Origin of the sequence: Pyramidobacter piscolens W5455, assembly GCF_000177335.1 — a bacterium.
GTDB lineage: Bacteria > Synergistota > Synergistia > Synergistales > Dethiosulfovibrionaceae > Pyramidobacter > Pyramidobacter piscolens.
In genome coordinates this window covers 17,344-42,940 of sequence record NZ_ADFP01000024.1, presented here as the reverse complement: position 1 = coordinate 42,940, position 25,597 = coordinate 17,344, and the positions used below count along the sequence as shown (strand labels likewise).

The 25,597-nt window shown below is 61.9% G+C and carries 26 protein-coding genes; 13 read left to right on the top strand and 13 right to left on the bottom strand.

Going from position 1 to position 25,597, the window contains the following annotated elements:
* The first annotated feature begins 123 nt into the window (after positions 1-123).
* A complete protein-coding gene (locus HMPREF7215_RS02000; protein WP_009163923.1) occupies positions 124-705 on the top strand; it encodes a DUF5662 family protein in 582 nt (193 codons plus the stop codon).
* A 125-nt stretch (positions 706-830) separates the two neighbouring features.
* On the opposite strand, the gene larE is transcribed toward HMPREF7215_RS02000, so the two are convergent.
* The 4 genes from larE to HMPREF7215_RS01980 all read right to left on the bottom strand — a co-directional run bounded on the left by larE (position 831) and on the right by HMPREF7215_RS01980 (position 3,852).
* On the bottom strand, positions 831-1,640 hold the full coding sequence (larE, locus tag HMPREF7215_RS01995; RefSeq protein ID WP_009163922.1) for an ATP-dependent sacrificial sulfur transferase LarE: 810 nt from the start codon (positions 1,638-1,640) through the stop codon (positions 831-833).
* 21 nt (positions 1,641-1,661) lie between these two features.
* Positions 1,662-2,528 (bottom strand): nickel pincer cofactor biosynthesis protein LarC, encoded by an 867-nt coding sequence (gene larC / locus HMPREF7215_RS01990; RefSeq protein WP_009163921.1) that lies wholly within the window; start codon positions 2,526-2,528, stop codon positions 1,662-1,664.
* A complete protein-coding gene (gene larB, locus HMPREF7215_RS01985) occupies positions 2,525-3,280 on the bottom strand; it encodes a nickel pincer cofactor biosynthesis protein LarB (RefSeq protein ID WP_009163920.1) in 756 nt (251 codons plus the stop codon). Before larB ends, larC begins: the two co-directional genes overlap by 4 nt.
* 143 nt (positions 3,281-3,423) lie before the next feature.
* Entirely contained in the window at positions 3,424-3,852 is a 429-nt protein-coding gene (locus HMPREF7215_RS01980; protein WP_009163919.1) for an RrF2 family transcriptional regulator, read from the bottom strand.
* A 537-nt stretch (positions 3,853-4,389) separates the two neighbouring features.
* Here HMPREF7215_RS01980 and HMPREF7215_RS01975 point away from each other — a divergent pair.
* From HMPREF7215_RS01975 to HMPREF7215_RS01965, 3 genes are read left to right on the top strand one after another with little or no spacing between them, the layout of a single operon-like run.
* Positions 4,390-5,325, top strand: a complete 936-nt coding sequence (locus tag HMPREF7215_RS01975) for an ABC transporter substrate-binding protein (RefSeq protein WP_156797394.1) — start codon at positions 4,390-4,392, stop codon at positions 5,323-5,325.
* 22 nt (positions 5,326-5,347) lie between these two features.
* On the top strand, positions 5,348-6,256 hold the full coding sequence (locus HMPREF7215_RS01970; protein ID WP_009163917.1) for an ABC transporter permease: 909 nt from the start codon (positions 5,348-5,350) through the stop codon (positions 6,254-6,256).
* Positions 6,256-7,050 (top strand): ABC transporter ATP-binding protein, encoded by a 795-nt coding sequence (locus tag HMPREF7215_RS01965; RefSeq protein WP_009163916.1) that lies wholly within the window; start codon positions 6,256-6,258, stop codon positions 7,048-7,050. Before HMPREF7215_RS01970 ends, HMPREF7215_RS01965 begins: the two co-directional genes overlap by 1 nt.
* Before the next feature lie 86 nt (positions 7,051-7,136).
* Here HMPREF7215_RS01965 and HMPREF7215_RS01960 read toward each other — a convergent pair whose 3' ends face one another.
* The 3 genes from HMPREF7215_RS01960 to HMPREF7215_RS01955 form a co-directional block, all read right to left on the bottom strand.
* Complete coding sequence (locus tag HMPREF7215_RS01960; protein WP_009163915.1) at positions 7,137-7,424, bottom strand: helix-turn-helix domain-containing protein; 288 nt, start codon at positions 7,422-7,424, stop codon at positions 7,137-7,139.
* 270 nt (positions 7,425-7,694) lie between these two features.
* Positions 7,695-7,826, bottom strand: coding sequence for a hypothetical protein (locus HMPREF7215_RS13885; protein ID WP_009163913.1), 132 nt, complete (start codon positions 7,824-7,826; stop codon positions 7,695-7,697).
* Between the two features lie 26 nt (positions 7,827-7,852).
* Positions 7,853-8,740, bottom strand: a complete 888-nt coding sequence (locus tag HMPREF7215_RS01955) for a LysR family transcriptional regulator (protein ID WP_009163912.1) — start codon at positions 8,738-8,740, stop codon at positions 7,853-7,855.
* A gap of 117 nt (positions 8,741-8,857) precedes the next feature.
* On the opposite strand from HMPREF7215_RS01955, the gene HMPREF7215_RS01950 reads away from it, so the two are divergent.
* The 4 genes from HMPREF7215_RS01950 (at position 8,858) to HMPREF7215_RS01940 (ending at position 10,520) form a co-directional block, all read left to right on the top strand.
* Positions 8,858-9,103: a hypothetical protein gene (locus HMPREF7215_RS01950; RefSeq protein ID WP_050768849.1), complete on the top strand. Its 246-nt coding sequence runs from the start codon at positions 8,858-8,860 to the stop codon at positions 9,101-9,103.
* A gap of 64 nt (positions 9,104-9,167) precedes the next feature.
* A complete protein-coding gene (locus HMPREF7215_RS13055) occupies positions 9,168-9,335 on the top strand; it encodes a hypothetical protein (protein ID WP_009163910.1) in 168 nt (55 codons plus the stop codon).
* Between the two features lie 138 nt (positions 9,336-9,473).
* The gene (locus HMPREF7215_RS01945) at positions 9,474-9,953 is read left to right on the top strand and encodes a flavodoxin (protein WP_009163909.1); all 480 of its coding nucleotides are present in this window, start codon (positions 9,474-9,476) and stop codon (positions 9,951-9,953) included.
* A 120-nt stretch (positions 9,954-10,073) separates the two neighbouring features.
* Complete coding sequence (locus HMPREF7215_RS01940) at positions 10,074-10,520, top strand: GNAT family N-acetyltransferase (protein WP_009163908.1); 447 nt, start codon at positions 10,074-10,076, stop codon at positions 10,518-10,520.
* Between the two features lie 151 nt (positions 10,521-10,671).
* Here HMPREF7215_RS01940 and HMPREF7215_RS01935 read toward each other — a convergent pair whose 3' ends face one another.
* From HMPREF7215_RS01935 to HMPREF7215_RS01915, 5 genes are all read right to left on the bottom strand, one after another.
* Positions 10,672-12,075, bottom strand: a complete 1,404-nt coding sequence (locus HMPREF7215_RS01935; RefSeq protein ID WP_050768848.1) for an SH3 domain-containing C40 family peptidase — start codon at positions 12,073-12,075, stop codon at positions 10,672-10,674.
* 297 nt (positions 12,076-12,372) lie between these two features.
* On the bottom strand, positions 12,373-13,764 hold the full coding sequence (locus HMPREF7215_RS01930) for a transglutaminase-like domain-containing protein (RefSeq protein WP_009163906.1): 1,392 nt from the start codon (positions 13,762-13,764) through the stop codon (positions 12,373-12,375).
* 67 nt (positions 13,765-13,831) lie between these two features.
* On the bottom strand, positions 13,832-15,010 hold the full coding sequence (locus HMPREF7215_RS01925) for a DUF819 family protein (RefSeq protein WP_009163905.1): 1,179 nt from the start codon (positions 15,008-15,010) through the stop codon (positions 13,832-13,834).
* Positions 15,011-15,084: 74 nt separating this feature from the next.
* Positions 15,085-15,759, bottom strand: coding sequence for a class I SAM-dependent methyltransferase (locus HMPREF7215_RS01920; protein WP_009163904.1), 675 nt, complete (start codon positions 15,757-15,759; stop codon positions 15,085-15,087).
* A gap of 32 nt (positions 15,760-15,791) precedes the next feature.
* Positions 15,792-16,883, bottom strand: coding sequence for a dipeptide epimerase (locus tag HMPREF7215_RS01915; RefSeq protein WP_009163903.1), 1,092 nt, complete (start codon positions 16,881-16,883; stop codon positions 15,792-15,794).
* Between the two features lie 434 nt (positions 16,884-17,317).
* Here HMPREF7215_RS01915 and HMPREF7215_RS01910 point away from each other — a divergent pair, with 434 nt between their 5' ends.
* The 3 genes from HMPREF7215_RS01910 (at position 17,318) to HMPREF7215_RS01895 (ending at position 20,922) form a co-directional block, all read left to right on the top strand.
* On the top strand, positions 17,318-18,097 hold the full coding sequence (locus tag HMPREF7215_RS01910; RefSeq protein ID WP_040550136.1) for a protein-ADP-ribose hydrolase: 780 nt from the start codon (positions 17,318-17,320) through the stop codon (positions 18,095-18,097).
* Positions 18,042-18,989, top strand: coding sequence for an SIR2 family NAD-dependent protein deacylase (locus HMPREF7215_RS01905; RefSeq protein WP_232205501.1), 948 nt, complete (start codon positions 18,042-18,044; stop codon positions 18,987-18,989). Before HMPREF7215_RS01910 ends, HMPREF7215_RS01905 begins: the two co-directional genes overlap by 56 nt.
* Before the next feature lie 427 nt (positions 18,990-19,416).
* Positions 19,417-20,922: an IMP dehydrogenase gene (locus HMPREF7215_RS01895; protein ID WP_009163898.1), complete on the top strand. Its 1,506-nt coding sequence runs from the start codon at positions 19,417-19,419 to the stop codon at positions 20,920-20,922.
* A 182-nt stretch (positions 20,923-21,104) separates the two neighbouring features.
* Here the strand turns inward: HMPREF7215_RS01895 and HMPREF7215_RS01890 are convergent, their stop codons facing one another.
* Positions 21,105-21,899, bottom strand: coding sequence for a M15 family metallopeptidase (locus tag HMPREF7215_RS01890; protein ID WP_009163897.1), 795 nt, complete (start codon positions 21,897-21,899; stop codon positions 21,105-21,107).
* Positions 21,900-22,199: 300 nt separating this feature from the next.
* On the opposite strand from HMPREF7215_RS01890, the gene feoB reads away from it, so the two are divergent.
* Positions 22,200-24,557, top strand: coding sequence for a ferrous iron transport protein B (gene feoB / locus HMPREF7215_RS01885; protein WP_009163894.1), 2,358 nt, complete (start codon positions 22,200-22,202; stop codon positions 24,555-24,557).
* A gap of 227 nt (positions 24,558-24,784) precedes the next feature.
* Positions 24,785-25,477 (top strand): dihydrofolate reductase family protein, encoded by a 693-nt coding sequence (locus HMPREF7215_RS01880; RefSeq protein ID WP_009163892.1) that lies wholly within the window; start codon positions 24,785-24,787, stop codon positions 25,475-25,477.
* Positions 25,478-25,597 lie beyond the last annotated feature (120 nt).

Sequence of the window (25,597 nt, the reverse complement as noted above, 5' to 3'; positions counted from 1 at the left end):
ACCTGATGAAGAAATGGATCATCGCCTCCGCAAAAGCTCCTTCGGGTATAATAAAAAAATCCGCCGCGGTTCGCTGACGGATTCAGCGAAAATCATCAAAACCGACAGAGAGGATGAACGGCGATGCATCCGTTTCTTCACTTCAAAACGATCACGCGGCACAAGCTGCTGGTGATGAAATTCTGTTTCCGTCTCGGACTGTACTGGCAGGGCCTGCTGCACGATCTGTCGAAGTACGCGCCCGTCGAGTTTTTCGTGGGGGCCAAGTATTACCAGGGCACGTGCAGCCCCAACAACGCCGAGCGCCTCGACAAGGGCTACAGCGCGGCGTGGCTGCATCACAAGGGACGCAACAAACATCATTTCGAATACTGGATCGACTACGCCGTCGGCGACGGCGCAGACGGCGCGGCCCCGCCGATGTGCGGCATGGAGATGCCGCGGAAATACGTGGCGGAGATGTTCTGCGACCGCGTCGCCGCCAGCATGATCTATCTCGGCGAAAAGTACACCGACGCCGCGCCGTGGGAATATTACGAAAAATTCAAGAGCCATTACCTCATCCATCCCAACACGGCGGCGCTGCTCGAAGAAGCGTTGCGCGTGCTCAAGGACGAGGGCGAATCGCGCGCGTTCGAATGGGTACATACGCATATTCTGCACGAGAGAAACGCGCCCCGCCGCGGAAAAAGGCGGACCGAATGAATTCAAACGGGAAACCGCCGGCCATACGTCGCCAACGGCCATGTTCCACGTGGAACACTCCATGAAAATCGAAAAATCTCCGTTTCCGAAGCGATCGTTCGGGAACGGAGATTTTTTTTCGCAAACTATTTTATGGCCAGCGTTTCGTTCATGCTGCCGGTACGGTAGCCCTGCAGATCGAGCGCGGTGTAGCTGAAACCGATCTTTTTGAACTCGGCGGCGAGACGTTCGCGATTTTGTATGATCAGAGCGAACTGTTCGGGCAGCGCTTCGATGCGGGCGATGTCGCCATGGACGCGCACGCGCATCTGCGTCAGTCCCATGTCGAGGAGCAGCTGCTCGGCCCGCTCGACCATGTTCAGTTTTTCTTCGCTGAGGGGTTCGCCGTAGACGAAGCGCGAAGCGAGACAGGCGAAGGACGGCTTGTTCCACGTCGGCAGCCCCAGCTCTTTTGACAGCGCACGGATCTCGTCCTTGCGCAGACCGGCGTCGCGCAGCGGGCTTTTCACGCCCAGCTCGGCGACGGCCTGCAGGCCGGGGCGGTAGTCGCCCATATCGTCCATGTTGCTGCCCTCGGCGACGCGGCGGAAACCGCGCGAGGCGGCCAGCGCGATCATCTTCTCGAAGAGGGCGCGCTTGCATAAATAACAGCGGTTGCGCGGGTTTTCGCGAATACCGGGAACGCTCAGTTCGTCGCAGACGCAGATCTCGTGGCGGATGCGCTCGCGCTCGCAGAATTCGTCGGCCTCGTCGAGCTCGCGCCGGGGAAAGAAGCAGGATTGCGCGGTGATCGCAAGGACTCGGTCGCCCAGCGCTTCGCGGGCGGCCTTCAAAAGAAACGTCGAATCGACGCCGCCGGAAAAGGCCACGGCGACGCCGCCGAGTCCGCGCAGAAGATCTTTGAGCCGTTCGTATTTTTCGTGAAGCGGGTCCATGAAGCAGTTCCTTTCGGGCGCCTACTCGCTTTCGCCGAGGAAGGCGCGCACGCAGTTGGCGGCTTCGAAATCCTTTTTGCCCATGCCGTAGCCGATGGACGAAACGGTCATCACGGGCATGGGACAGAAATCGGCGACGAAGTGCTTGAGCAGCGCCGCGCCGGTGGGAGTGCACAGCTCAGCGCTCACGCGTCCGCCGTACATGGGCACGCCGCGCAGGAGCAGAGCGGTCGCCGGCGCAGGCACGGGCATGACGCCGTGGGCGCAGCGCACATGTCCGCCGCCGACGTTGACGGGCGAAGCGAGCACGCGCCGCGGCGCCAGATCCTCCATCAGCGTGCAGACGGCGGCGATGTCGGCGACGGCGTCGAGAGCGCCCACCTCGTGGAAGTGGATCTCCGTTACCGGCACGCCGTGAACGGCGCTTTCGGCGGCGGCGATGAGCCCGTACACTTTGAGGACTTGCGAGCGCACGCTCTCGGAAGCGTTCAGCCCCCCGACGACGGCCTCGATGTCGGCCATGCCGCGGTGGACATGGCGGTGCCCGTGATCGTGATGGAGGTCATGGCAGCGTCCATGTTTGTCATGCTCGTGACCGTGAGCGCCCATATCCTCGCGGACATGATCGTGACGATGCCCGCAGCCGCCGTGTTCATGATGGTGGGCGTGCCCGCCGGCATCCTCTTCCTCGCCATCCACCGTGACGGTCATCTGCGTGCCGGTAATGCCGCACTTGACGGTCTTCGCCGCGGCAAAACGCACGCCGGGCACGCCGAGCGCGTTCAGCTTCGCGAGCGCCGCCTCCCGGTCGGGCGCCAGCTCCAGCAGCGCCGCCGTCAGCATATCGCCGGCCGCGCCCATGGCGCAGTCGAAATAGATCGTTTTCATTTTTTGACCTCCATATGATTGACCATACTGGCAAAATAGCCCGCGCCGAAACCGTTGTCGATGTTCACGACCGTGACGCCGCTGGCACAGGAATTGAGCATGGAAAGCAGCGCGGAAATGCCGCCGAATGACGCGCCGTACCCCACGCTCGTCGGCACGGCGACGACGGGACAGTCGGCCAGCCCGCCGACGACGCTGGCCAAAGCGCCTTCCATACCGGCCACGGCGACGATGACGCTGGCGCTCATCAGGTCGTCGAGATGCGACAGCGTGCGGTGCAGTCCGGCCACGCCCACGTCGTACAGACGCAGCACGTCGTTGCCCAGCATTTGCGCCGTCAGCGCCGCCTCCTCGGCGACGGGAATGTCGCTCGTGCCGCCGGTGGCGACGACGATGCGGCCGATGCCGTCCGGTTCCGGAAAGCCGCCGGCGATCCCAAGGCGCGCCTCGGCGCGATATTCGATCGGGAAAGCGGCGTTCACTTCTCGCGCCGCTTCCGGCGACAGGCGCGTGATGATCACGTTCTTCTGGCCGTGACGGGCCATGATGCCGAGAATGGCAACGATCTGCGGCGGCGTTTTGCCTGCGCCGTAGATCACTTCCGCCGCGCCCTGCCGCACCGGGCGGTGCAGGTCCACCTTGGCGAAGCCGATGTCCTCGAACGGCGCTTCTTTCAGGGCCAGCAGCGCCTGTTCCACCGGCACCGCGCCGTCGCGCACGTCTTCGAGCAGTTTTTTGATTGAAGTTTTCATCCCGTCACTCCCCGATTCGCCGCCGCCTGAACAAAGAAATACGGCGTAGATTGGTATATTGTACCTCATGAAGTTCGTTTAAGGTCAAAAAGCTCCCCGCGCCGAAATGCTCCGACCGCGGGAAGCCTGAAAATTTCTCTCTTTCAAATACCGTCGGTGCCGGAACCGTCTTTTTTGATCAGATCCGCCAGCTTGCGCCCGTCAAGATAGGCGAGGATCATCGAATCCAGTTCCCGCCACATGGGCAGCGTGCGGCATTCTCCGCGGCGGCCGCACTTTTCGCCGCGCCCCGCCAGACAGCTCACCGTCGCCAGCGAAGGTTCGGTCAGCCGCAGAATACGCCCCACCGTCAGCGCTTCCGGCGCAACGGCCAGCTTGTAGCCGCCGCCTTTGCCGCGCATGCCGGCGAGAACTTTGTCGCGCACCAGCGACTTGAGGATGGCTTCCAGGTACTTTTCCGAGATCTGCTGGCGCTCGGCGATCGCCCGCAGCGGCACATAATCTCCGCTCTGATGCTCGGCCAGATCGATCAGCACGCGCAGAGCGTAACGTCCCTTCGTCGAAACAAGCATGCGATATTTCTCCCTCGTTCACGGCAAAACGCCGTTCAATGTCGGTGCCATTATACATCAGCCCATAAATACGGGCTCGCCCGTTCGCGTTCGGCCGCAAAAAAACACTTGCTTTTTTCGGATTTCGTGCTTAAATAATCCCAACAACTTCACGACGCCAAACCGAAGACGCGGAGATAAAACCGCAGCGCGCGCTCACAGAGAGCCGGGGCAGCTGAGATCCTGGCAGAAATGCGGCTCGGACAAATGGACCGCCGAGGGCGGACCCCAACAGCGCGAAAGCTCGCTCAGTAGGGCCCGACGGGAGCTCCCGTAACAGAGCGGGGATGTGTTGGCATCCCGCGAGCGGCCTTTTTCGCGAAAGGCAATCAAGGTGGCACCGCAGGCCTTTTTCGAGACCTGTCCTTGAACGTATCCGTTCAGGGGCAGGTCTCGTTTTTTGAAAGGAGGAAAAACGCGCTGCCCCGGCACCACGCATCGGCTGTTGTGGATTTTGTCGTTCCCGGAAAAATTATTTTCGAAAGAGAGGTTTTTGTCATGACAATGAAAAAGTTCTTCACGGCCTGCATCCTGTCGGCCCTGTGCGCCTCGTCGTCCCTGGCCGCGCCGAAATTCAGCGTCGGCATCGTCCAACTGGTCGAGCATCCTTCGCTCGACGAAGTGCGCCTTGCCATCCTCGCCGAGCTCAAAGCGTCCGGCTACGGTCCCGACGTGGCGGAGATCGACTACCAGAACGGGCAGAATTCGCCTTCGCTGATCAGCGCCATCTGCCAAAAGTTCGTCGCCCGCGGGGTGAGCGTCATCGTTCCCATCGCCACGCCCGCCGCGCAGGGCGCCGCCGCGGCCGCGGAAACGATCCCCGTCGTCTTCGCCGCCGTCTCCGACCCCGTCGCCGCCGGGCTGGTGAAAGACCTCGCCCGGCCTGACGGCAACGTCACCGGCGTCAGCGACGCCATCCATCCCAGCAACGTGCTCGACCTGGCCGAAGAGCTCACGCCCGGCCTGAAAAATTACGGCATCATCTACAACACCGCCGAAGCCAACTCCACCAACACGGTGCGCAAGGCCGAGGCGGAAATGTCCAAACGCGGCATCGCCTTCCGCGAAGCCGTCGTCTCCACCGCCGCCGAGGTTGTCCCCGCCGTCAACTCATTGATGGGCAAGGTCGACGCCATTTACGTGCCCGACGACAACACCACCGCGTTAGCCATGCCGCTGCTGTCGCAGGTAGCCATAGAGCACAAGGTGCCCGTCTATACCGCCGTCGATTCGCTCGTGCACGACGGCGGGCTGGCCACGAGCGGCATCAACTACACGAACTTGGGACGCCAGACGGGACAGATGATCATCCGCGTGCTGAACGGCGCGAAGATCGCCGATACGCCCGTGGAAGTGCTGCGCGAGGCCTCGGTCGTGGTCAACGGCGAGACGGCCGCCGCGCTCGGCGTCGACGTTTCCAAATACGTCAAGTAACCCGGCGGAGCCGCTGTTTCTTATGAGCCTTCTTTTGATCCGCGGCGCGGTCGAGCAGGGACTGATCTACAGCCTCGTGGCGCTGGGACTGTACCTTTCCTTCCGCACGCTCAACATTCCCGACATGACCGTCGACGGCAGCTACACGCTGGGGGCGGCCGTTTCGGCGGCGCTGACGGCGGCGGGGCATCCGTTCTTGGCGCTGTTCTGCGCCGCTCTGGCCGGCGCGGGGGCCGGCCTTGCGACGGCCTTTTTGCAGACGAAGTTGAGGATTCAGTCGATCCTCGCCGGCATCGTCACGATGACGGCGCTCTACTCGATCAATCTGCGCGTCATGGGCGGACGCGCCAACCTGACGCTGCTGCGTCTGGACACCGTATTTTCTCTGCTGAAATCCGCGCTGCCGCGCGTCGCGCAGCCGTGGACACGATTATTGGTCGCCGCGGGCGCGGCCGTGGCCGTGGGATTCATGCTCGCGTTTTTCCTGCGCACGCGGCTGGGGCTCTCGATCCGCGCCACCGGCGACAATCCGCGCATGGTCAGCGCCTCGTCCATCAATCCGCAGTATACGATCACCGTCGGCCTGTGTCTGGCCAACGCCATGCCGGCCCTGTCCGGCGCGCTGATCGCCCAGTACCAGCAGTTCTGCGACATCACCATGGGCACGGGCATGGTGGTCATCGGCCTCGCTTCGCTGATCATCGGCGAAGTGCTTACCGGCGCCACGCGCTGGCCGTCGGTGCGCCGCGGCGTTTCCGCGGCGCTGCTGGGCGGCGCGGCGTACTGGATCATCATCGCCGGCGCCATCTCCTCGTCGGTGTCGGCCAACGACCTCAAACTGCTCTCGGCGCTGATCGTGGCGGCAGCCATCTCCTGGCCGGTGCTCGCGTCGCGCGTCAGGTTCGCGCTGCGGAAGAAAGCGGGCCGCTGATGCTGACGCTCGACAGAATCAGCAAGACATTCGACCCCGGCACGGCCGGCGAGAAAAAGGTGCTGGAGAACTTCTCGCTGCACCTCGACCGCGGCGAGTTCGTGACCGTCATCGGCTCCAACGGCGCCGGCAAATCGACGATCATCAACGCCGTCAGCGGCGCCTTTTACGTGGACAGCGGCCGCATCGAGCTCGACGGGCGGGACATCACCTTCATGAAGGACTACCGGCGCGCTCACTTCATCGGCCGCCTGTTTCAGGATCCCATGCAGGGCACGGCGCCGTCGATGTCGGTCGAGGAAAACCTCTCGCTCGCTTTCATCCGCAACGACGAGCACGTCTCCCCCTTCGGCCTGTCGGCGCGCGAGAAAAAATATCTGCGCGACCGCGTCGCCACGCTCGAACTGGGCCTGGAAAACCGCATGAACGCGCGCGTCGGCACGCTTTCGGGCGGCCAGCGCCAGGCGCTGACGCTGTTGATGGCGACGCTGGTGACGCCCAAGCTGCTGATGCTCGACGAACACACGGCGGCGCTCGACCCGGCCACGGCGGAAAAGGTGCTGGCGCTGACAAAAAGCATCGTCGCCGAAAACAGGCTGACCTGCATGATGATCACGCACAACATCAGTTCGGCGCTGGCGCTCGGCTCGCGCACGATCATGATGGACAACGGGCGCATCCTCTTCGACCTGCGGGGCGAGGAGCGCGCCCATATGACCGTGCCGGCGCTGCTGGATCGTTTCAAAGAGGCGGTGCGGAAAAACCTGGACAACGATCGCATGCTGCTCAGCTGAAAACGGACAAAAAAATCCGTCGGACGTTCCGTTTCCCGGAAGCGTCCGACGGATTTTTTTTCGTAAAATCACGGAACGGGCAAAAACTACTTCTTTTTGACGTCGACAAATTCCACCTTGAGCGCCATGCCCAATCCCTTGGCAAGGTTGTTGAGCGTCCGCAGCGACGGGTTGCCGCGCCCGTTCTCGAGGCGGCTGATGTCGGGCTGCGTGATGCCCGTCATCTCGGCGAGCTGCTTCTGCGTGACGTTCTTCTTGCGGCGCGCTTCGATCAGAGTCTTGATGACCTGGTACTCGGGATCATAAGCGTCCCACTTCGCTTTGTACTCGGGATCGCGAAGCTTCTTCTCCAGTTTCTTTTTGAAATCATTCATCGCGGAATCTCCCCCCTGTTAAAAATGGCAAAAAATTATTTACACAGAAATCTTTTCCACCGCATTACACGAACACTCCCAAGTTCCCCATGCCCCTCAAGACCGAGCACCCCCGCGCGCCGCGTCGCCTCTGCTCCGAGCGAATTACACGATCCCTGCCTTGACAGCAAAATTATTTGAGCACATATTTATTTTCATGGTTATTATATGGGATCGTTCTTATAGTGTCAATAGGCTCTGCGGTTCTGATCGATTCCAGCGCATTGACTCTCACTTCGGAAAGAGCCGAACCAACAGGAGAAACAGCATGATGACCGCCAAGGTTTTCAATCCGAAGCGACAGATCTCTTTCAGCGTCACTGGATTTTCCAAAGTTTCTTTCTCCTTCAGAAGATCGCGCATGACCGATTTTCCTCCATCCACGGCGGTTATTCTGCCGCTTCGCATTGGGCGCGCAGCGCTTCGAGAAATCGCTCCGCGGCGCGTGAATGAACCTGGTATTTTTTCCACACAACCTGCATCCCCGACTCCACTTTCGGCGAGAGCGGCCGGAAGGCGAGTCCGCTGTCGCTGCCGGTGCCGACAAGACGGTCAAAGGTCAGCGCCAATCCCACCCCTTCTTTGACCATCAACGAGGCGTTGAAGACCAGGTTGTAGGTCGCGGCCACGTGAAGCTGACCGGTTTCCTTTTTCAGCCAGCGCGAGATGTCGGACTCGATCATGCCCTGACGCGAAAGAATCAGCGGCTCGTCCCAAAGCTCCTCGGCGCGAATGGATTTCTTTTTCGCCAGCGGATGGGCGGCGGGCATCAGCACCCCCCAGATGTCCTTCGCCGGCAACAGCAGCGAATCATATTTTCTCGTGTCGATGGCGCCGAGCAAAATGCCGAAGTCCAACAGGCCGCGATCCAACCGCTCGGAGACGTCGATGGAGTTGCCGCTGTACAGGTGACAACAGACGCGCGCGCCTTCGCGGCGCAGCTGACACGCCGCCCGCCCGACCATGCGCATGGCGTCGGTCTCGCCGGCGCCGATGAACACGTCGCCGCTGACGGCCTCGCTATCCTGCTGCAGTTCGGCAAGCGTTTTTTCTTCCAGTTCGATCATCTCACCGGCGCGCTTGCGCAGCAGCATTCCTTCCTCGGTCAGGCTGACGCGGCGCGAGCCGCGCACGAACAGCTTTTTGCCCAGCTCTTTCTCCAGGTCCATAAGCTGGCGCGACAGCGTCGGCTGAGTCAGGTGCAAATAGTCCGCCGCGCGGGTGATGCTCTCTTCACGGGCCACGGCCAGAAAATAACGCAAAACCCGCAACTCCATAAATTCACGCCTCCCTTCTTCAGCATATGCCTGCCAAGCATCATCATGAATTTAACATGAGTATTGGATATTGTAAAGTGAAACCATTATAATAACTTCATCAAAGAGAAAGAGGTGATGGCGCTGTACGACGATCTGTCCCAGGAACAGACCGTGATCCGCCATTTGGAGGACGCGGGCTGTACGCCCGCCGTGATCCGGCAGTTCACAGCCTGCGCCGGCGAGGACGAATGTCTGAAGTTCCTTGCCGCGCACCGAAAGCGATTGCTGCAGTCAATCCACGAAAGCCAGAGGAAGCTGGACACCTTGGATTTTTTCATCTTCGAGATGAAACACAAAAGGCGTTCCGCCGGCTTTCGTTGAAAGGGCACAGGTTCTTCGCCCTTTTCAGGGCGCCGAAGGCGCGCCGAAAATTCCGCGAAATCGCGTGCCGCACGCCATGGACGGCGCCCAAAAAGGCCCCGGCGGCTGGGTCGAACGTTTCGAGAAATGCCGCCTCAAGGGCGTGGTACGCGGGACCGGCGCCGATCGGTCCGGCGAGCTCGAAGGCAGTCGGGCTGCGGCCGAGGCTTTCGTTTTAGGCAGAAGCTTCTAGGGCGCTCGGGCGCTGGCCGCCGCCCCCGCCGAGCCGGCGCAGGCTCTCGGGGATGATGGGGCGTGGGCCTCCGCGAATGAAAACGCTGAATTGATATTTGTTTGATAATTTTCTTTAACGAAATGAGGGGGTTCTTTCATGAGCAAAAAACTGGTCGCTTATTTTTCCGCCAGCGGCGTCACGCGTGCCGCCGCCCAGAACTTGGCCGAAGCCGCCGGGGCCGACCTCTACGAGATCCGCCCGGCCGTCCCTTACACCGATGACGACCTCGACTGGACGAACAAAAAATCGCGCAGTTCCGTAGAGATGCAAGACAAGACGTTCCGCGTCCCCATGGCCGATACCGACGCAAAGATCGCCGCTTACGACGTGGTCTTTCTCGGTTTTCCGATTTGGTGGTACACGGCGCCTTCGATCGTGCACTCCTTCTTCGAGGCCTACGATTTCGCCGGCAAGACGGTTGTACTGTTCGCCACATCCGGCGGCAGCGGCTTCGGCAATACCGCCAAGGACCTGAAGATCAGCGCCCCCGGCGCCGACATCCGCGAAGGCAGGCTGCTCAATGGCCATCCCTCCGCCGCCAGCCTGAAAAAGTGGCTCGACGCGCTGGGACTGTAAACAAAGCGCGCTCAGATGCGGGCGATAAAAGACGTTTGCCAGATGAGGATTTCTCATGAAAGCGCAAATGGTATAATGGATTTACAACTATAATAGGGAAGCGGGAAGGGAAAACGGCAAGTGAAGATCGTAAAGATCGATGATAGCGATAAAACAAAGTATATGGAACTTCTGCTGATTGCGGATGAACAGGTACACATGATAGAGAAATATTTGTATCGCGGCGACATGTTCGCTTTATGTGATGACGACGTGAGAGCGATCTGTGTCGTTACACAAGAGCAAGCAGGTAGATACGAGCTTAAAAATATCGTTACCGTTCCCGAACACCAACGGAAAGGATATGGGCAAAAGCTCATTGCCTTTATCGTTGACCACTACAAGAAGTGTGGCAGCGAGCTATATGTAGGAACAGGAGACATTCCCATGATGCTTCATTTCTACGAAAGATGCGGATTTGTAAAATCACACATCGCCAAAGATTTCTTTGTAGAGAATTATGACCACCCTATATATGAAAATGGTCAACAGCTGATCGATATGGTTTACTTGAAAAGGGATCTATAAAGAGCCGTCGTTGCGGCGGCAAGTTTATGCGTCTGAACAAAATACAGCAGCCTCACGGCGGTTTTGAAATAACGATCAAAGCCGCCGTTTTTCTTTTTTGAAGATCAGAAATGTGGAACGGTATCAAGAAGGTATCGCCGTATTTGCTTTTTTATCGATAGAATCCGACATCCTGACGATCGTCCCCCAAGCCTTTCTCCGCCGGCTCGAAGCCGGGCAGAAACGTCAGCGTGACGACGCGGCCGAGCAGCCCGCCGGGATCGACCGAGCTGCGGCGCTCCGCGCCGGGACGAAGCGTGGTGACGACGACGCGCCCCACCACGATGCGCCCGCTCAGGCCGGGGTCTTTTTCCGATGCCAGTCTGACGCCCCACAGGTTGTGGAGGATCACCGGCTCGCCCTTGCGCGACAGCCCGATGAACAGGGCCACGTGCCCTTTCATGCCGACCAGCGTGCGGAAAGGGACGCCGCGCGAGCGGATCACGTCCAGTTTTTCCCCGTTGCTCAGGCCGCTTAAGTCAACGAAAACTCCGCTTTTCGCCTGAAACGAGCTGTGGTGCGGCAAGCCGATGCCGAAGGGCAGGAACAGGTCGTGCATGGTGGCCGAACAGTCGCGGTCTTCGAACAGGCCGCCCCAACCGTAGTCCACGCTCATGAAGCGGTCGGCGAGCGCGCCGACGCCGGCGGCGTCCATCGGCAACGGCCAGCGTTTCGCCGCTCCGCCGGCGGCGACGGCGCGAACGATTTTCGCCGTTCCCGCGGAAGTGCGCACGGGCACGTTCAGCACCAGAGCGCCGTCGCGTTCCGCCGCCACGGGAAAGACCGCCCCGGTGTGGACGACCGCCAGCGTGCGCCCTTTGGCGTCCCGCAGCGGCGTGCCGTCGGCCACGATCACGCCGTAGCGCCCCGTGTCGTAGCGTTCCATGAAAGCGCGCCCCGCCAGCGCCACGTCGGCAGCTCTGATCCAGCCGGAAAACAAACCAGACTCGCACAGGTACCAGGCGCCGGTACGGTCGGCATGCATAATACGCAGCGGCGTGCCGGCCCAAACGGCGCCGCACTGCATGTAATCGAACGGGAAACCTTCGCCGGCGGCGGCCGGATCGGCAAAAGCGGGACGTCCCGTGGGCAGTGCGCGGGCGCTGGTGTTGACGACGGCGACGGCGCGACGGTCCATGGAGGGGAAGCGCTCCATGTCCGCCTGCTCGCGCAGGGCGTTTTTTTTCTCTTCCGTCAGCGGCCGCAGATTTTCACCCCAGCGCGGCTTTTCGAGCACGTCGAAGCCCCAACCGGGTACGAGCGGATCGTCCACGGCGCCGCCGCGCCATGGGGCAAAAAATTTCGCCATGGCGGCCGCGGCCAGTTCGTTCTGCCTCTTTCCGTCAAGCCAGCGCACGTTCAGAGCGCCGCGCAGATACGACGAAGGGATCTGCGAAAGCTCGTCCAGATCGGCGACGCGTTCGCCGGTCAGGTTCAGCGCCGGCTGCGCCGCCGCCGGCACGACCGGCAGGATCAGAAGCAGCGCGGCAAGGCACAGCATTTCGAATCTCATCATGATCAGACTCCTTTTCTTGAAAAAAATCACGTAAATAAATCGCGCGGACGCATACGCCGTCCGCGCGATTTATTTTATAACAGTTTTCGCTAAAAAACCTCAAGGCCCTTTTTATCGACGGCGTTTTCCAAGGAAACGTTTTCGTTCTCCGCAGACGAAACGGATAAATTGTTTTTGACTTATATAAAACAAACAGTTACTACGGCTTCATTCACAAAAAATGTTCCACACGGAACATTCCACGCGAAAAAGAAAGGCGGCGTTCGGAGCGACGCTTCGCCGCCGAAAAAAACAGCTTCATTCCACTTCTTCGCAGGAAACGACCTCTTTCGCGCTCGTGAACTCATACCAGCGCAGGCCGCGCCCGTCGCAGATCATTTCGCCCGACTGGTTGTCGTACGGATCGCAGCGCCAGCCCTCCCACGGCACGGGGAAATCCGCCTGAAAGACCGTGTTGGCCGCCATGCGCCACGGGTCGAGATGGCCGAAATAAAATCGCCGACGCGCCTCGTTCCCGTCGCGCACCGCGCCGCCGCCGAAGGACGGATCGGCGTAAAGCCAGCCGAACGGGGGCGCGTAGAACATCATCCAGTCGTGTCCGCTGCAGAAGTTCGGCCGCGTCACCCAGCCGCTTTCCCAACGCGCCGGTATGCCCGACACCCGGCACAGGGCGATCAGCAGCAGCGCCTGCACGCCGCAGTCGCCCGTCAGACTGCGCGCGCAGTTGGCGGCGATGTCCTCGAGGCAAAAATAATCGGGCATGAAGCGGTACTTCACGTTCAGCGTGATGAAGTCGTAAAAGCGCCGCGCTTTTTCCAGCGCCGTCTCGGCGCTGCCGGCGATCTCGCGCGCCAGGCTCTTCATGAAAGGAGAGAAGAGCACGTGCGGCGGCAGTTCGGCCGTATCGTCCAACCGCGGCGCTTCGCCGCAGGGCCGCCGCGGCGCCCGCGACAGATCGGCAAAGTTTTGCCGGCGCGTGAACGAGAACTCCACGGAAAAATCGTGATTCCACTCCATCGTCTCGTTCCAGACGACCACGCGCTGCGGCGCGTCCTCCGGCGCGAGCAGCGACGCCCGCGGCGAGACCAGATCGATCGCAACGCCGCTCTGAGATGGGCAGGCGCAGGGCAGCGGCAGCGCCGCGCCGACCTTCATGCCAGGGCGGAACAGTTCGTCTTTGATGCGCAGCGAAGCGCGGCAGCGGAAACGCACCGCCATGCTTCCCTTTTCGCGCATCAAACGCGCGGCGCGGTCAAGCCGCGACTCGCCGTTTTCGTCCGGCGGCTCGGTTCCGGCGGGGGCGACGCCCGCCCGCGCGGCAAAACGCGCGTCCACCTTGCAGAGCGTCTCGAAAAAACGCCCGAAATAACGCGGTTCGCCGTTCACATAGATCCATTCGACGCGCCCGCCGCGGACCATTTCGTCGAACTCGTCCGCGCTGAAATCGGCGATATGTGCCCGCACCAGATCCAGCGCCTCGCCGCGGCCGTAGGGGAAGTTTCCCGGCAGGCGGCGGATCATCTCCGCCTGCGCCGTCAGGGCGTACCGCAGCGCCGCCGGCGTGTTCCCGCAAGCCAGCCGCCGTTCGATCGTCGCCAGAGCGCCTTCGAAATCCCCGTGTTCCTTCATGCGCCGGACGTCCTCAGGCAGTCCGGCGTGAAGCGCGCGAAAATTCCCGTTCAGTTCCATTCAGCTCCTCCGTTCCGTCAAAAACAGCCCCGCCGCGGGGGCGGGGCTGCGCCGTTTTTCGTTGCTGTTACGCGAACATCCTCATCAGATACGCGGCCGCAAAGCCGAGGATGTTGCCCGCCGCGGCGCCAATCACGCCCATGACCACGCCGATGGCAGTGTAGCCGGGATTGTAGGCCGCCGCCACGATCGGAGCCGAGGCCGCGCCGCCGATGTTGGCCAGCGACGCCGTGGAGACCATGCACAGGTCGAAGTGGAACAACTTCGAGAAAATCACCATGGCCACGATGTGAACGATGAACACGAACAGCCCCGCCATCAGCCACATCGGCGCGTCGAGCAGCTCGTTCAACCCGGCGCGCGAGGCCAGCAGCGAGATGACGGCGTAAAGGTACATCGTCGACAGCGCGTCGGCGCCGGCGATGCGCCCGACCGGCGATAGCGCCGCGATCAGCCCGAGCGCCGTGACGATCAGCATCGTGCAGGTGGAACCGTTGAACACGTCCTTGAGCACGGAGGGCATCAGCCCGGCTACGTACCGGCCCGCCACCTGCGACAGCGCCGAAACCATCAGCGACAGGCCGAGCAGGATCGTGAGCGTGGCGCCGCTCATCTTCGCCGTACCTTCCTCGGCGGCCTTTTGGGCGTCTTCCGCTTCTTCGAACGTCACCGTGCGCGCGTTGCAGAAACGGTTCCACGCCTTCTCGAGCGGCACCGCCATCAGCAGCAGCGCGATCCAGACCGAGTAATAGATCGTATCGACGATCAGCGCGCAGGCGTAATCGCCCTCCGGCACGTTCAGCGCGCCCTGCAGCGCCGCCATGTTGGCCGAGCCGCCGATCCACGAGGCGCACAGAGCGCCCATGGCGCGCCATGATTCGGCGCCAATCCTGCCCTTGAACATCACATAGGCCACGACGAATCCCGCCATGATCGTGAAGGCGCAGCAGAAAAAGATCGCCAGCATGCGCGGCCCGATCTTGACCATCTTGCGGATGTCGCAACGCAGCAGCATCACGAAGATCATGCCGTAAAGCAGGTTGTTCTTCACCGCCGAGTAAGCCGGCGCGGTGGCCTTCATGTCCCACAGGCCGACCGTGCAGAAGAGCATGTTGAAGAGGTAGACCATGACGATCGGCGGCACGAAGTCGAAGATCTTCCAGTTGGTCGCTTTCTGGCACCACACGAGCAGCCCGGCGAAGAACACGAGGAACGCCACATAGGTGAATCCGCTGGTTATCAACATTTTTCTTCCTCCTTTAAAATTCCATGATCATACACGACGGCGAAACGACGGCGCTCACATCTGCCGCAGCGGTTTTATGACGTCTTATGAATTATCAGAAAAACGCTGGAATCATCAACTTCGGTCACCTGATAGGGATAGCCTGAAGCCGCCCCGATCCTCTCAAAATCATCGGGCGTGTGCGTCGTCGCTTTGAATCCGTCCGTGCAAACGATAACGCCGTCTTTCGTCCTTTCGGGGTCGATCGCTCCCAGCAGCCCTTTGGAAGCCTGCGCCTCGAACCATTTCAGGCGGCAATCCCAGAATTTCGCGCTGTAACTGCTGAAATAGGCCGCGCCTCCGGGAGCCAGCAAACCTATGATATCCTTAATAACTCTATCGTCGGCTCTCATCGCGGAAAGACCGTTCTGCAGGCAGAGCACAACGTCAAACTGACGGTCGAATCTCATGTCGTGTACGTCCATCACCACCATGCCCGCATGGGGAAAATCTTTCAAGTACCGCCTTCCCAAAGCCACGTTTTCTTCCGAAATATCCATACCGACGATAGAGGCGCAGAAAGGAGCCAGCTCTTTTACAATTCGCCCATATCCGGCGCCGAGCTCCAGAACGCGCTCGCGCCCGGACAGCCGCGCCCGGACAAACTCGATCTCCGCTTCAAGATACCGCTTTATCCGCGGAAGAGAGGTCTCATATACCTGATACAGTTTCTGAGAATTGAGGTTCTCGGCGTAGTAATTCTTTTCCATCGGTCCTCCTTTTCCGATTTTTCCCCATGCGGTCATCCGTTCCACTTCACGCCGGGCACGTCGGCGACGCCGAATCCGGCGCCGCTGCCCAGTCGGATCACGGGGCCGTCGAACTGCGGGCCTCCGCTTACCGGATCGACGGAACACAGCGCCGGGCCGTCCAGATCGACGGCGTCGATGCACGAGCTGGCCGAGGTCAGGTGGACGGCCGCCGCGCAGGAGACCTTGCCCTCGAGCATACAGCCGATCATCACGCGCGCGCCCAGCGACTCGGCCACGGCGGTGATGCGCCGCGCCTGGCGCAGGCCGCCGCATTTCATCAGCTTGACGTTGACGCTGTTGGCCGCGCCGAGGTTCAGGATGTTCAGCGCCTGCTCGGGCGACCAGCAGGCTTCGTCGGCCACGACGGGGATCGGCGAGTTGGCCGTGACGTAGGCCATGCCCTTGAGGTCGCGGGCCTTGACCGGCTGTTCCACCAGCTCGATGCCGAAGCCGGCGTCGGCCATGCGGTTCAGCACGCGCACCGCTTCGGCGGGCTCCCAGCCCTGATTGGCGTCGATGCGGATCCTCGGCTCGGGACCGACGGCCTCGCGGATCGCCTTGAGGCGCGCAAAATCGATTTCCGCCCCCACGCCGACTTTCGTCTTCAGGCATTTGAAGCCGCGCTTCACGGCGCCGAGCGCGTCGCGGGCCATTTCCTCCGGCGGGTTGACGCTGATGGTCACGTCCGTTTCCACGTCGGCGCCCGAACCGCCCAGCAGTTTCCACACCGGCTGCCCGAGCGTTTTCGCCCACAGGTCGTGCAGCGCGATGTCGAGCGCCGCCTTGGCGCTGGAGTTGCCGACGAGCGCCGCCTCCACGACGTCGAGATTGCCGTTCAGATCCTCGCCGTCGCGCCCGAGCAGCGCCGGGCGCAGATGCTCGTCGACCGCGCCGAGGATCGCGCCGGCCGTGTCGCCCGTCACCTTGCCCGTGGGCGGCGCCGATCCCCAGCCCATGCGTCCGTCGCCGTCGGTGATCCGCACCAGCACGTCGGTCATGGCGTCGACCCGGCGCACGGCCGTCTTGAACGGCGTGAGCAGAGGCGTGTTGAGAATCCCTGTTTCGATGGAAACGATCTTCATGTCTTTCACCTCGCCGAAAGAAAAAACGCCGCCCGCTCCCCCGCGCCGGGGACGCGCAGGCGGCTCCGCTCTTGCCGCCCCGCGGAGGCGGACCGATCCGCGCCGCGGGGTTTCGTTCGCTTACCATAGCTTCAATGATTATATCTTTTCAAATACAAGAGCGCAATAAACAAAAACGCGCCGCCCGGCGCGGGAGCCTTGGTTACCCGCAGGTAACCAAGGCACCGTATTGTGCCTTCTTCCCTCCGGAAGCGCCCTTCGGTTAGAATGGCGCCGTCGGGAACGGACGACCGCGGTCTTTCCGGCGGCGCGTCGGCGCTTCATCAGCAAAAGTCAATTCCCTGACACTTTTTCAAGCGCCGTTTTCGGACAAAAGGACGCGGCGGCGCTACAATGGACACATGATTCGCACAAACCGAAAGGAAGGCGTCGTCATGAATCAGTCGGAACGCTGTGCATGGCTCGTCGAGAAACTGCTCGCCGAAAACCCGTCGGGATATGCCGACATGAAGATCCCCGCCGCGGCGGCGGAGCGGAAGCGCCTGCTGCGCGCGCTGATGAACGTGCGCCCGCCGGCCCCCGCCGCCGCGGAGTTTTTGCGGATCCAGGACGAATATCTGCGCGAGGAAACGCGGCTCAAAGGCGTGGTCACGGTCGAGTCGCTCTCCCCCGCCGAGCCGGGGATCTATCTGTGGCAGGGCGACATCACGCGGCTGGCCGCCGACGCCATCGTCAACGCCGCCAACGGCTCACTGCTGGGATGTTTCGTGCCGTGCCACGGCTGCATCGACAACGCCGTTCATTCGGCGGCGGGCGTGCAGCTCCGCCAGGAATGCGCGGCGCTCATGAGGCGCCGCGGCGGCGGCGAGCCGCCGGGGCGCGCGCAGATCACCGGCGCGTACAATCTGCCCTGCCGATATGTCATCCACACCGTCGGCCCGATCGTCGGCCGTTCGGTCACGGACGAGGACCGCCGGCTGCTGGCGTCGTGCTACCACTCCTGCCTGCATCTGGCGGCGAAAAGAAAACTACGCTCGGTCGCGTTCTGCTGCGTCTCCACCGGCGAGTTCCGTTTCCCCAACGAGGAAGCGGCGGCCATCGCCGTCGCCGCGGTCAGGGATTTTCTTGCCGAGCACGAAGGAATGGAGGTCGTCTTCGATGTCTTCAAAGAACTGGATCGAAAAATATATTCCCGTCTCCTTGGCGCCCGTTAGAGTTCCCCATGAGGAAATCCAAAAGCTGCGCGCGGCCCTGCGCGATTGCCCGACGGTGGTGATCGGCGCGGGCGCGGGGCTTTCCGCGGCGGCGGGCTTCGACTACGCGGGCGAACGGTTCCGCAAATACTTCGGCGACTTCGCGGCGCGTTACGGCTTTTCCGACATGTATTCGGGCGGCTTCTACCGCTACGAGACGTTCGAGGAGCAGTGGGCGTTCTGGAGCCGCTCCATCTACGTCAACCGCTACATGGACGCTCCCAAAAGGACGTACCGCCGCCTGCGCGAGCTGGTGCGCGGCAAGGATTATTTCGTCGTCACCACGAACGTCGATCATTGCTTCCAGAAAGCGCGCTTCGACAAGGAGCGCCTGTTTTACACGCAGGGCGATTACGGCCTCTGGCAGTGCTCCACGCCGTGCCACCGGCTTACCTACGACAACCGGGAAACGGTGCGGAGGATGGTACTGGCGCAGGGGTTCGCCATCGACGCCGACGGCCGCCTCGAACCGCCCGCGGCGGGGAAGCCGAAGATGCGCGTGCCCTCGAAGCTGATCCCTCTTTGCCCGAAATGCGGCAAGCCGATGACCATGAACCTGCGCTCCGACGACGCGTTCGTCGAAGACGAAGGCTGGCACGCGGCGGCGCGGCGCTGCGAGGAATTCCTGAAAAAACACGAAACGGGGAAAGCGCTTTACCTCGAGCTCGGCGTCGGCTCCAACACGCCGGGAATCATCAAATACCCGTTCCAGATCCGCGCGTTCCGGAACCCCGACGCCGTTTACGCGCTCGTCAACGCGCAGCCGCAGAGCGTCCCCGAGGAGATCCGCGCCCGTTCCATCGCCGTCGTCGGCGACATCGACGCCACGCTCGAAGCGCTGCGCGGAGCCTGAAGGGCAGGGCAAAAGCCGCCGCCGAGACGCGAAAAAACAACGCGAAGACATGCGAAAAAGCCTGACGGTCGCTCGATCGTCAGGCTTTTTCCGTATGGAATGTTCCACGTGGAACAATATGTTCTTCACGTCTTGGCGCCTCCGCGAGGGATTTTGCCCTCCGCTCCGGAGGCTTTCAAAAAATGCCGCCGGGACGCGCCCAACTCGCATATTTCTGGTAGAATGTAAAAAATAAGCACAATCCTTTCGCCCGCGCCGCGGAATTCTTGCGGATTCGGGCGCGCCCGGTCGGTTCTCGCCGTAACGGCGCGCCGTTTTGCGAAAACGGCGGTTGCAAAAAAATACCGATGCGTTTATACTGCGGCATAATTTCCACTCGGTACGGGAACACCCGGCGAGCGAATTCCCATCTTTCAGGAGGTTTAGAATGGCAACCTACATCAACGAACCGGCGCATACTTTCAACGAATATCTTCTGATCCCCGGCTACTCGTCCAGCGAATGCCGGCCGGAAAACGTCTCGCTGCACACCCCGCTGGTCAAGTTCAAAAAGGGCGAATCTCCCGCCATCGAGCTCTCCATCCCCATGGTCTCCGCCATCATGCAGTCCGTCTCCAACGACACCATGGGCATCGCCCTCGCCAAAGCCGGCGGCGTGTCCTTCATCTACGGCTCGCAGTCCATCGAGAGCGAAGCCGCCATGGTCGCCAAAGTCAAGAGCCACAAGGCCGGCTTCGTCCCCAGCGACTCCAACGTCCGCCCCGACGCCACGCTGGCCGACATCCTCGCCCTGAAAGAGAAGACCGGACATTCCACCGTCGCCGTCACCGACGACGGCACCGCCAACGGCAAACTCGTGGGCATCGTTTCCAGCCGCGACTACCGCGTCAGCCGCATGGACCCCGCCGACAAAGTGTCCGGATTCATGACCCCTCTCGCCCGACTCATCACCGCGCCCGACGGCACCTCGCTGAGCGAGGCCAACGACATCATCTGGGACAAAAAACTCAACTCGCTGCCCATCGTCGCCAAAGACGGCCGCCTCACCGCCTTCGTGTTCCGCAAGGACTACTCCGAGCACAAGGAGAACCCCAACGAACTGCTCGACGACCACAAGCGCTACGTCGTCGGTGCGGGCATCAACTCCCGCGACTACAAGGACCGCGTGCCAGCGCTCGTCAAAGCCGGCGCCGACGTGCTCTGCATCGATTCGTCGGAAGGTTTCACCGAGTGGCAGAAACTGACGCTCGAGTGGATCCGCAAAGAGTACGGCGACACCGTCAAGGTCGGCGCCGGCAACGTCGTCGACCGCGAGGGCTTCAACTTCCTCGCCGAGTGCGGCGCGGATTTCGTCAAAGTCGGCATCGGCGGCGGCTCCATCTGCATCACCCGCGAGACCAAGGGCATCGGCCGCGGCCAGGCCACATCCGTCATCGAAGTCTGCCAGGCCCGCGACGAATATTACCGCAAGACCGGCGTCTACATCCCCGTCTGCTCCGACGGCGGCATCGTCTACGACCACCACATCACGCTCGCCCTCGCCATGGGCGCCGACTTCGTCATGCTCGGCCGCTACTTCGCCCGCTTCGACGAAAGCCCCTCGGAAAAACTGCTCGTCGGCGGCACGTTCGTCAAGGAATACTGGGGCGAAGGTTCCAACCGCGCCCGCAACTGGCAGCGCTACGACCTCGGCGGCGCCGGCAAGCTCTCCTTCGAGGAAGGCGTCGACAGCTACGTGCCCTACGCCGGCCCGCTCAAGGAGAATGTGGAGCGCACCTGCCTGAAAATCAAGTCCACGATGTGCAACTGCGGCGCCGTCACCATCGCCGAGCTCCAGAAAAAAGCCAAGCTCACCCTCGTCAGCGCCACCAGCATCGTCGAAGGCGGCGCGCACGACGTGATCCGCAAGGAGAAGACCGCCACGGAAAAATAGCTTCAACGGAAAACGCCCGCGCAAACGACTCATACTATTTCTCAATTAAAATGCCGAATACAGAGGCGCTGCGGACGAGATTCACAAAAACTATGCTGATACTTTCTATCAAGAATCAGTATGACAATGAAACGGCAAGCCGCCGCGCGGGGATCTTAAAATTCCCGCACGGCGGCTCGTTTTCATTTTTCGGGGATTTCTTCCGGCTCCTTCACGTTTTCATCGCGCTCCTCCGCCGACGCGTCCGACGCTGATCCGCCGCGCAGGCTCTCGGCGCTGACGGGGAAGTCGAAGGCGGTTTCCGGATAAGGCTCGTCTTTCAGCGTGAAGTGCCACCATTCGCCGTCGATGGCGCGGAAGCCGCGTTTCGTCATGGCGTCGCGCAGCAGGCGGCGGTTGGCGCGCTGCTGTTTCGTCAGCGCCGGCGTGCCGTCGAAGCGCGAGATCTCGCCGAAATAGTCGAACGGGCCGCCCATGTCGGCGTCGCGCCCGGACTTCATGTCGAACAAAGTCGCGTCGACCGTGCTGCCGCGGCAGTGGGCGGAGCGGGAACTGATGTAGCCTTTTTTGAACAGCCGGCTTTTGTCCAGCGCGGGATAGAACCACGGCTTCATCGAGTCGTCTCCGGGCTCCCGCGCCCAGCGCACGAAATGCTCCACGGCGCGGCGGGGACGATAGGCGTCGTAAATCTTCAGGCGGTACCCCAAGCGGACCAGATCGGCGCTGACCTCCTTCAGCGCCGCGGCGGCCTCGCGGGTGAGCAGCGCGCAGGGCTGCTCGTAGCCGTCGATGCGGCGCCCCACGAAGTTACAGGTCGAATAATAGCGGAGCTCCAAAATCACGTCGGGAACGACTTCGGCCAGCGCGACAAAGCCGGAAGCGTCCAGCGAAGGCGCCTCGGCCGCGGGGCCCCGCCATGGAGCGAGCGCCAGCAGCGCGGCGCACAATAACGCGGCGGCGCGTCTTTTCACGTTCATCGTGATCGCCTCCTTTTCCGTGATCAGCGCCGCCTCGCGGCGCCGGATCTCATTATACTCCCCTCCGAAGCCCGGCAGAGCGCCGCAAAAACGTCACAAAAACGAGCGCAAAGAGACTGATCAAAATTGATCTTTATTCGATGGAACGATCCTCTCCGATCGCTCGCAAAGCGACGAGCCCGTTTCGATCGCTCTTGTAAATCGTTCCCGATATCATATAATGAACTCCGAGCCAAATCCCCTTTCTCGGTTTCCACGCCACGGGGGATTTTTCTCTTGAGGACCAGGGGGGAATCATTTATGACTTTAGACGAACTGACCGCCGGGCAGTCGGCGGTCGTCGTTTCCGTGGGCGGCGCGGGGGCGCTGCGCCAGCATTTTCTCGACATGGGCGTCATTCCCGGCGCGCGGGTAAATATCGTCCAGTTTGCGCCCATGGGCGACCCGATGGAATTGACGATCCACGGTTACGAGCTCACGCTCCGCCTCGCCGACGCGGCGCGGATCCAGATCCGCGGGCTGACCGAAGCGGAACGGAACGGCGACGAAGCGCTCGCGCCCAGCCGAAAGGAACCGGAACACCCGGGGCTTGGCGAGGGCGGGCGCTACCACGTCACAACCGGCGAACAGCCTCTGCCCGACGGCGCCACGCTGACGTTCGCTCTGGCAGGCAACCAGAACAGCGGCAAGACGACGCTGTTCAACCGGCTCACGGGAGCCAACCAGCACGTGGGGAACTTTCCCGGCGTCACCGTCGACCGCAAGGACGGCGTCATCAAAGGCCATCCCGGCACGCGGGTCACGGATCTGCCGGGAATTTACTCGCTCTCGCCTTATTCCAGCGAAGAGATCGTCTCGCGCCGATTTATCCTTGACGAACACCCCGCCGGCATCATCAATATCGCCGACGCCACCAGCATCGAGCGCAGCCTGTATCTGACCATGCAGCTGCTGGAACTGGACGTACCCATGGTGCTGGCGCTGAACATGATGGACGAGGTGCGCGGCAACGGCGGCTCGATCCGCATCAACGAGCTCGAGGCGGAACTGGGCATCCCCGTGGTGCCGATCTCGGCGTCCAAAGGCGAGGGCATCGGCGAGCTGCTCAGTCACGCGATCCACGTGGCGAAGTATCGCGAGCGCCCCGGCTGCCAGGATTTTTGCGGCCGCGACGAAGACGGCGGCGCCGTGCATCGCTGCATTCACGGCATCATGCACCTGATCGAGGATCACGCCGCGGCGGCGGGGATCCCCGTGCGCTTCGCCGCCAGCAAGGTGGTCGAAGGCGACCGGCTTGTGCTGGAAGCGCTGCGTCTGACGGAGAACGAAAAAGAGATGCTCGAGCACATCATCGTGCAGATGGAACGGGAGCGCGGTCTCGACCGCGCCGCCGCCATGGCCGGCATGCGCTTCGATTTTATCCAGAAGCTCTGCCGGCGCACGGTGATCAAGCCGCAGGAGAGCCGCGAGCGCGAACGCAGCCGCCGCATCGACCGCATCCTCACCGGGCGCTGCACGGCCATCCCCGCCTTCGCCGCCATCATGGCGGCGGTGTTCTGGCTGACGTTCAACGTCGTCGGCGCCTGGCTGCAGGGCCTTCTCGAACAGGGCATCGGCCTGCTGACCGAACAGGTCTCCGCGCTGCTGGCGTCGATGGACGTCAATCCGGCCGTACGTTCTCTGGTGGTCGACGGCGTCTTCGGCGGCGTGGGCAGCGTCGTCAGTTTCGTGCCGCTCATCGTCGTGCTGTTCTTCTTTTTGTCCATGCTGGAAGACAGCGGTTACATGGCGCGCGTGGCGTTCGTGATGGACCACCTGCTGCGCCGCATCGGCCTCTCGGGGCGCAGCATCGTGCCCATGCTGATCGGCTTCGGCTGCACGGTGCCGGCCGTCATGGCCAGCCGCACGCTGCCGTCGGAGCGCGACCGGCGCATGACGATCATGCTGACGCCGTTCATGAGCTGCTCGGCCAAGCTGCCGATCTACGGATTTTTTACGACGGCGTTCTTCCCGCGGTACAGCGGCCTGATCACGACCGGACTGTACGCGCTCGGCATCGGAATCGCCATCCTCGCCGCTCTGCTGAGCAAGCGCACGGTCTTCAAAGGCGAAGCGGTGCCGTTCGTGCTGGAATTGCCCAACTACCGCCTGCCCGGGCTGAAGAACGTGCTGCGGCTGATGTGGGACAAAGCGAAAGACTTTTTGCAGCGCGCCTTCACGATCATTTTCATGGCCACGATCGCGATCTGGTTCCTGCAGACGTTTGATTTCCACCTGAACGCCGTCGCCGATTCGAAAGACAGCATGCTCGCCGTCGTCTCCGGCTTCGTTTCGCCGCTGTTCGCGCCGCTGGGCTTCGGCGACTGGCGCGTGTCCGCGGCGCTGGTGACGGGATTCATCGCCAAGGAGAGCGTCGTCGCCACGCTGACGGTCATGCTCGGCAGCACAGAGAATCTGCTGGCGCTGCTCTCGCCGCTCTCGACCGCGGCGCTGCTGGCGTTTTGTCTGCTTTACACGCCCTGCGTGGCCGCCGTCGCCGCGATCAGGCGTGAGCTGGGCGGACGCTGGGCGGCCGGCATCGTCGTCGGCCAGTGCGTCGTGGCCTGGCTGTGCGCTTACGTCGTCAGGCTGGCCGGCGCGCTGCTGGGGTGGGCGTGATGAACGCCGCCAGCTGGCTGACGCTCGCTGTCATCGGCGCGGCCGTCTTCCTCGCCCTGCGGGCCCGGCGGCGTTCCGGCGATTGCGGCGGCTGCCGCGGTTGCGGCGGTTGCCGACAGCGGGACGAAAAACGATCCGGGCGATAAAAAACATCCGTCGGCGGCGAAATATCGGTTATAATCGAACCGGTTCGGATTTGAACATTTTCGGCAAAGGAGCTGTTACTGATGAAAGACCGGGCAAAAGTGATCTGCCACATGATGACGACCATCGACGGCAAGATCGACGTCGAGTTCGAGCCGAGCGCCGACTACGACAAGGTCGGCGACGAATACGACCGTCTGCTGCTCAGCTACGGCCAGGCTTACGGGCTGGGACGCGCGACCTGCCAGAGCGATCTCGAAACCGACCTCTCCAAATACAAGGGAGTGCCGGCGACGTACGAGGATACGGCCCGCCGTTATCCCGAGGGGACGATCATCTGCGTCGCCTTCGACCGCTGGGGCAAGCTTCGGTGGAAAAACAACGTCATGGACTGCGCCGGTCGGCGGATGCCCATCGTCGAAGCGGTCACCGAGAAGTGCGCGCCAGAGTTCCTCGCCTACCTGAACGATCTGCAGATCCCCTACATCGTCGCCGGCAGAGACGATCTCGACCTCGAACTGTTTTTGCAAAAGATCAAGTCGCTCTGCGGCGTCGAAACGTTCGTCATCGGCGGCGGCTCACAGATCAACGGCGAGTTCATCCGCCGCGGCCTCGCCGACGAGATCAGCATCGTCGTCGCTCCCGCCGTGGACGGCACGCGCGGCGCCCTGACGATAGCCGGCACGGACGACCTGACGGGCTTCCCGCAGTACTACCGCCTCAAGGACGTGCGGAAACTCCCCTGCGACGGCCTGCTGATCCGCTGGAGCAAATAAACGGAGACTTTCCAAAAGACGAAAAAGCGTTCGCCGATCGATGAGATTCGACTCATCGACCGGCGAACGTTTTCATTGTTCCACGTGGAACATTATCCTCAAGAAACAGTCTTCGATCCA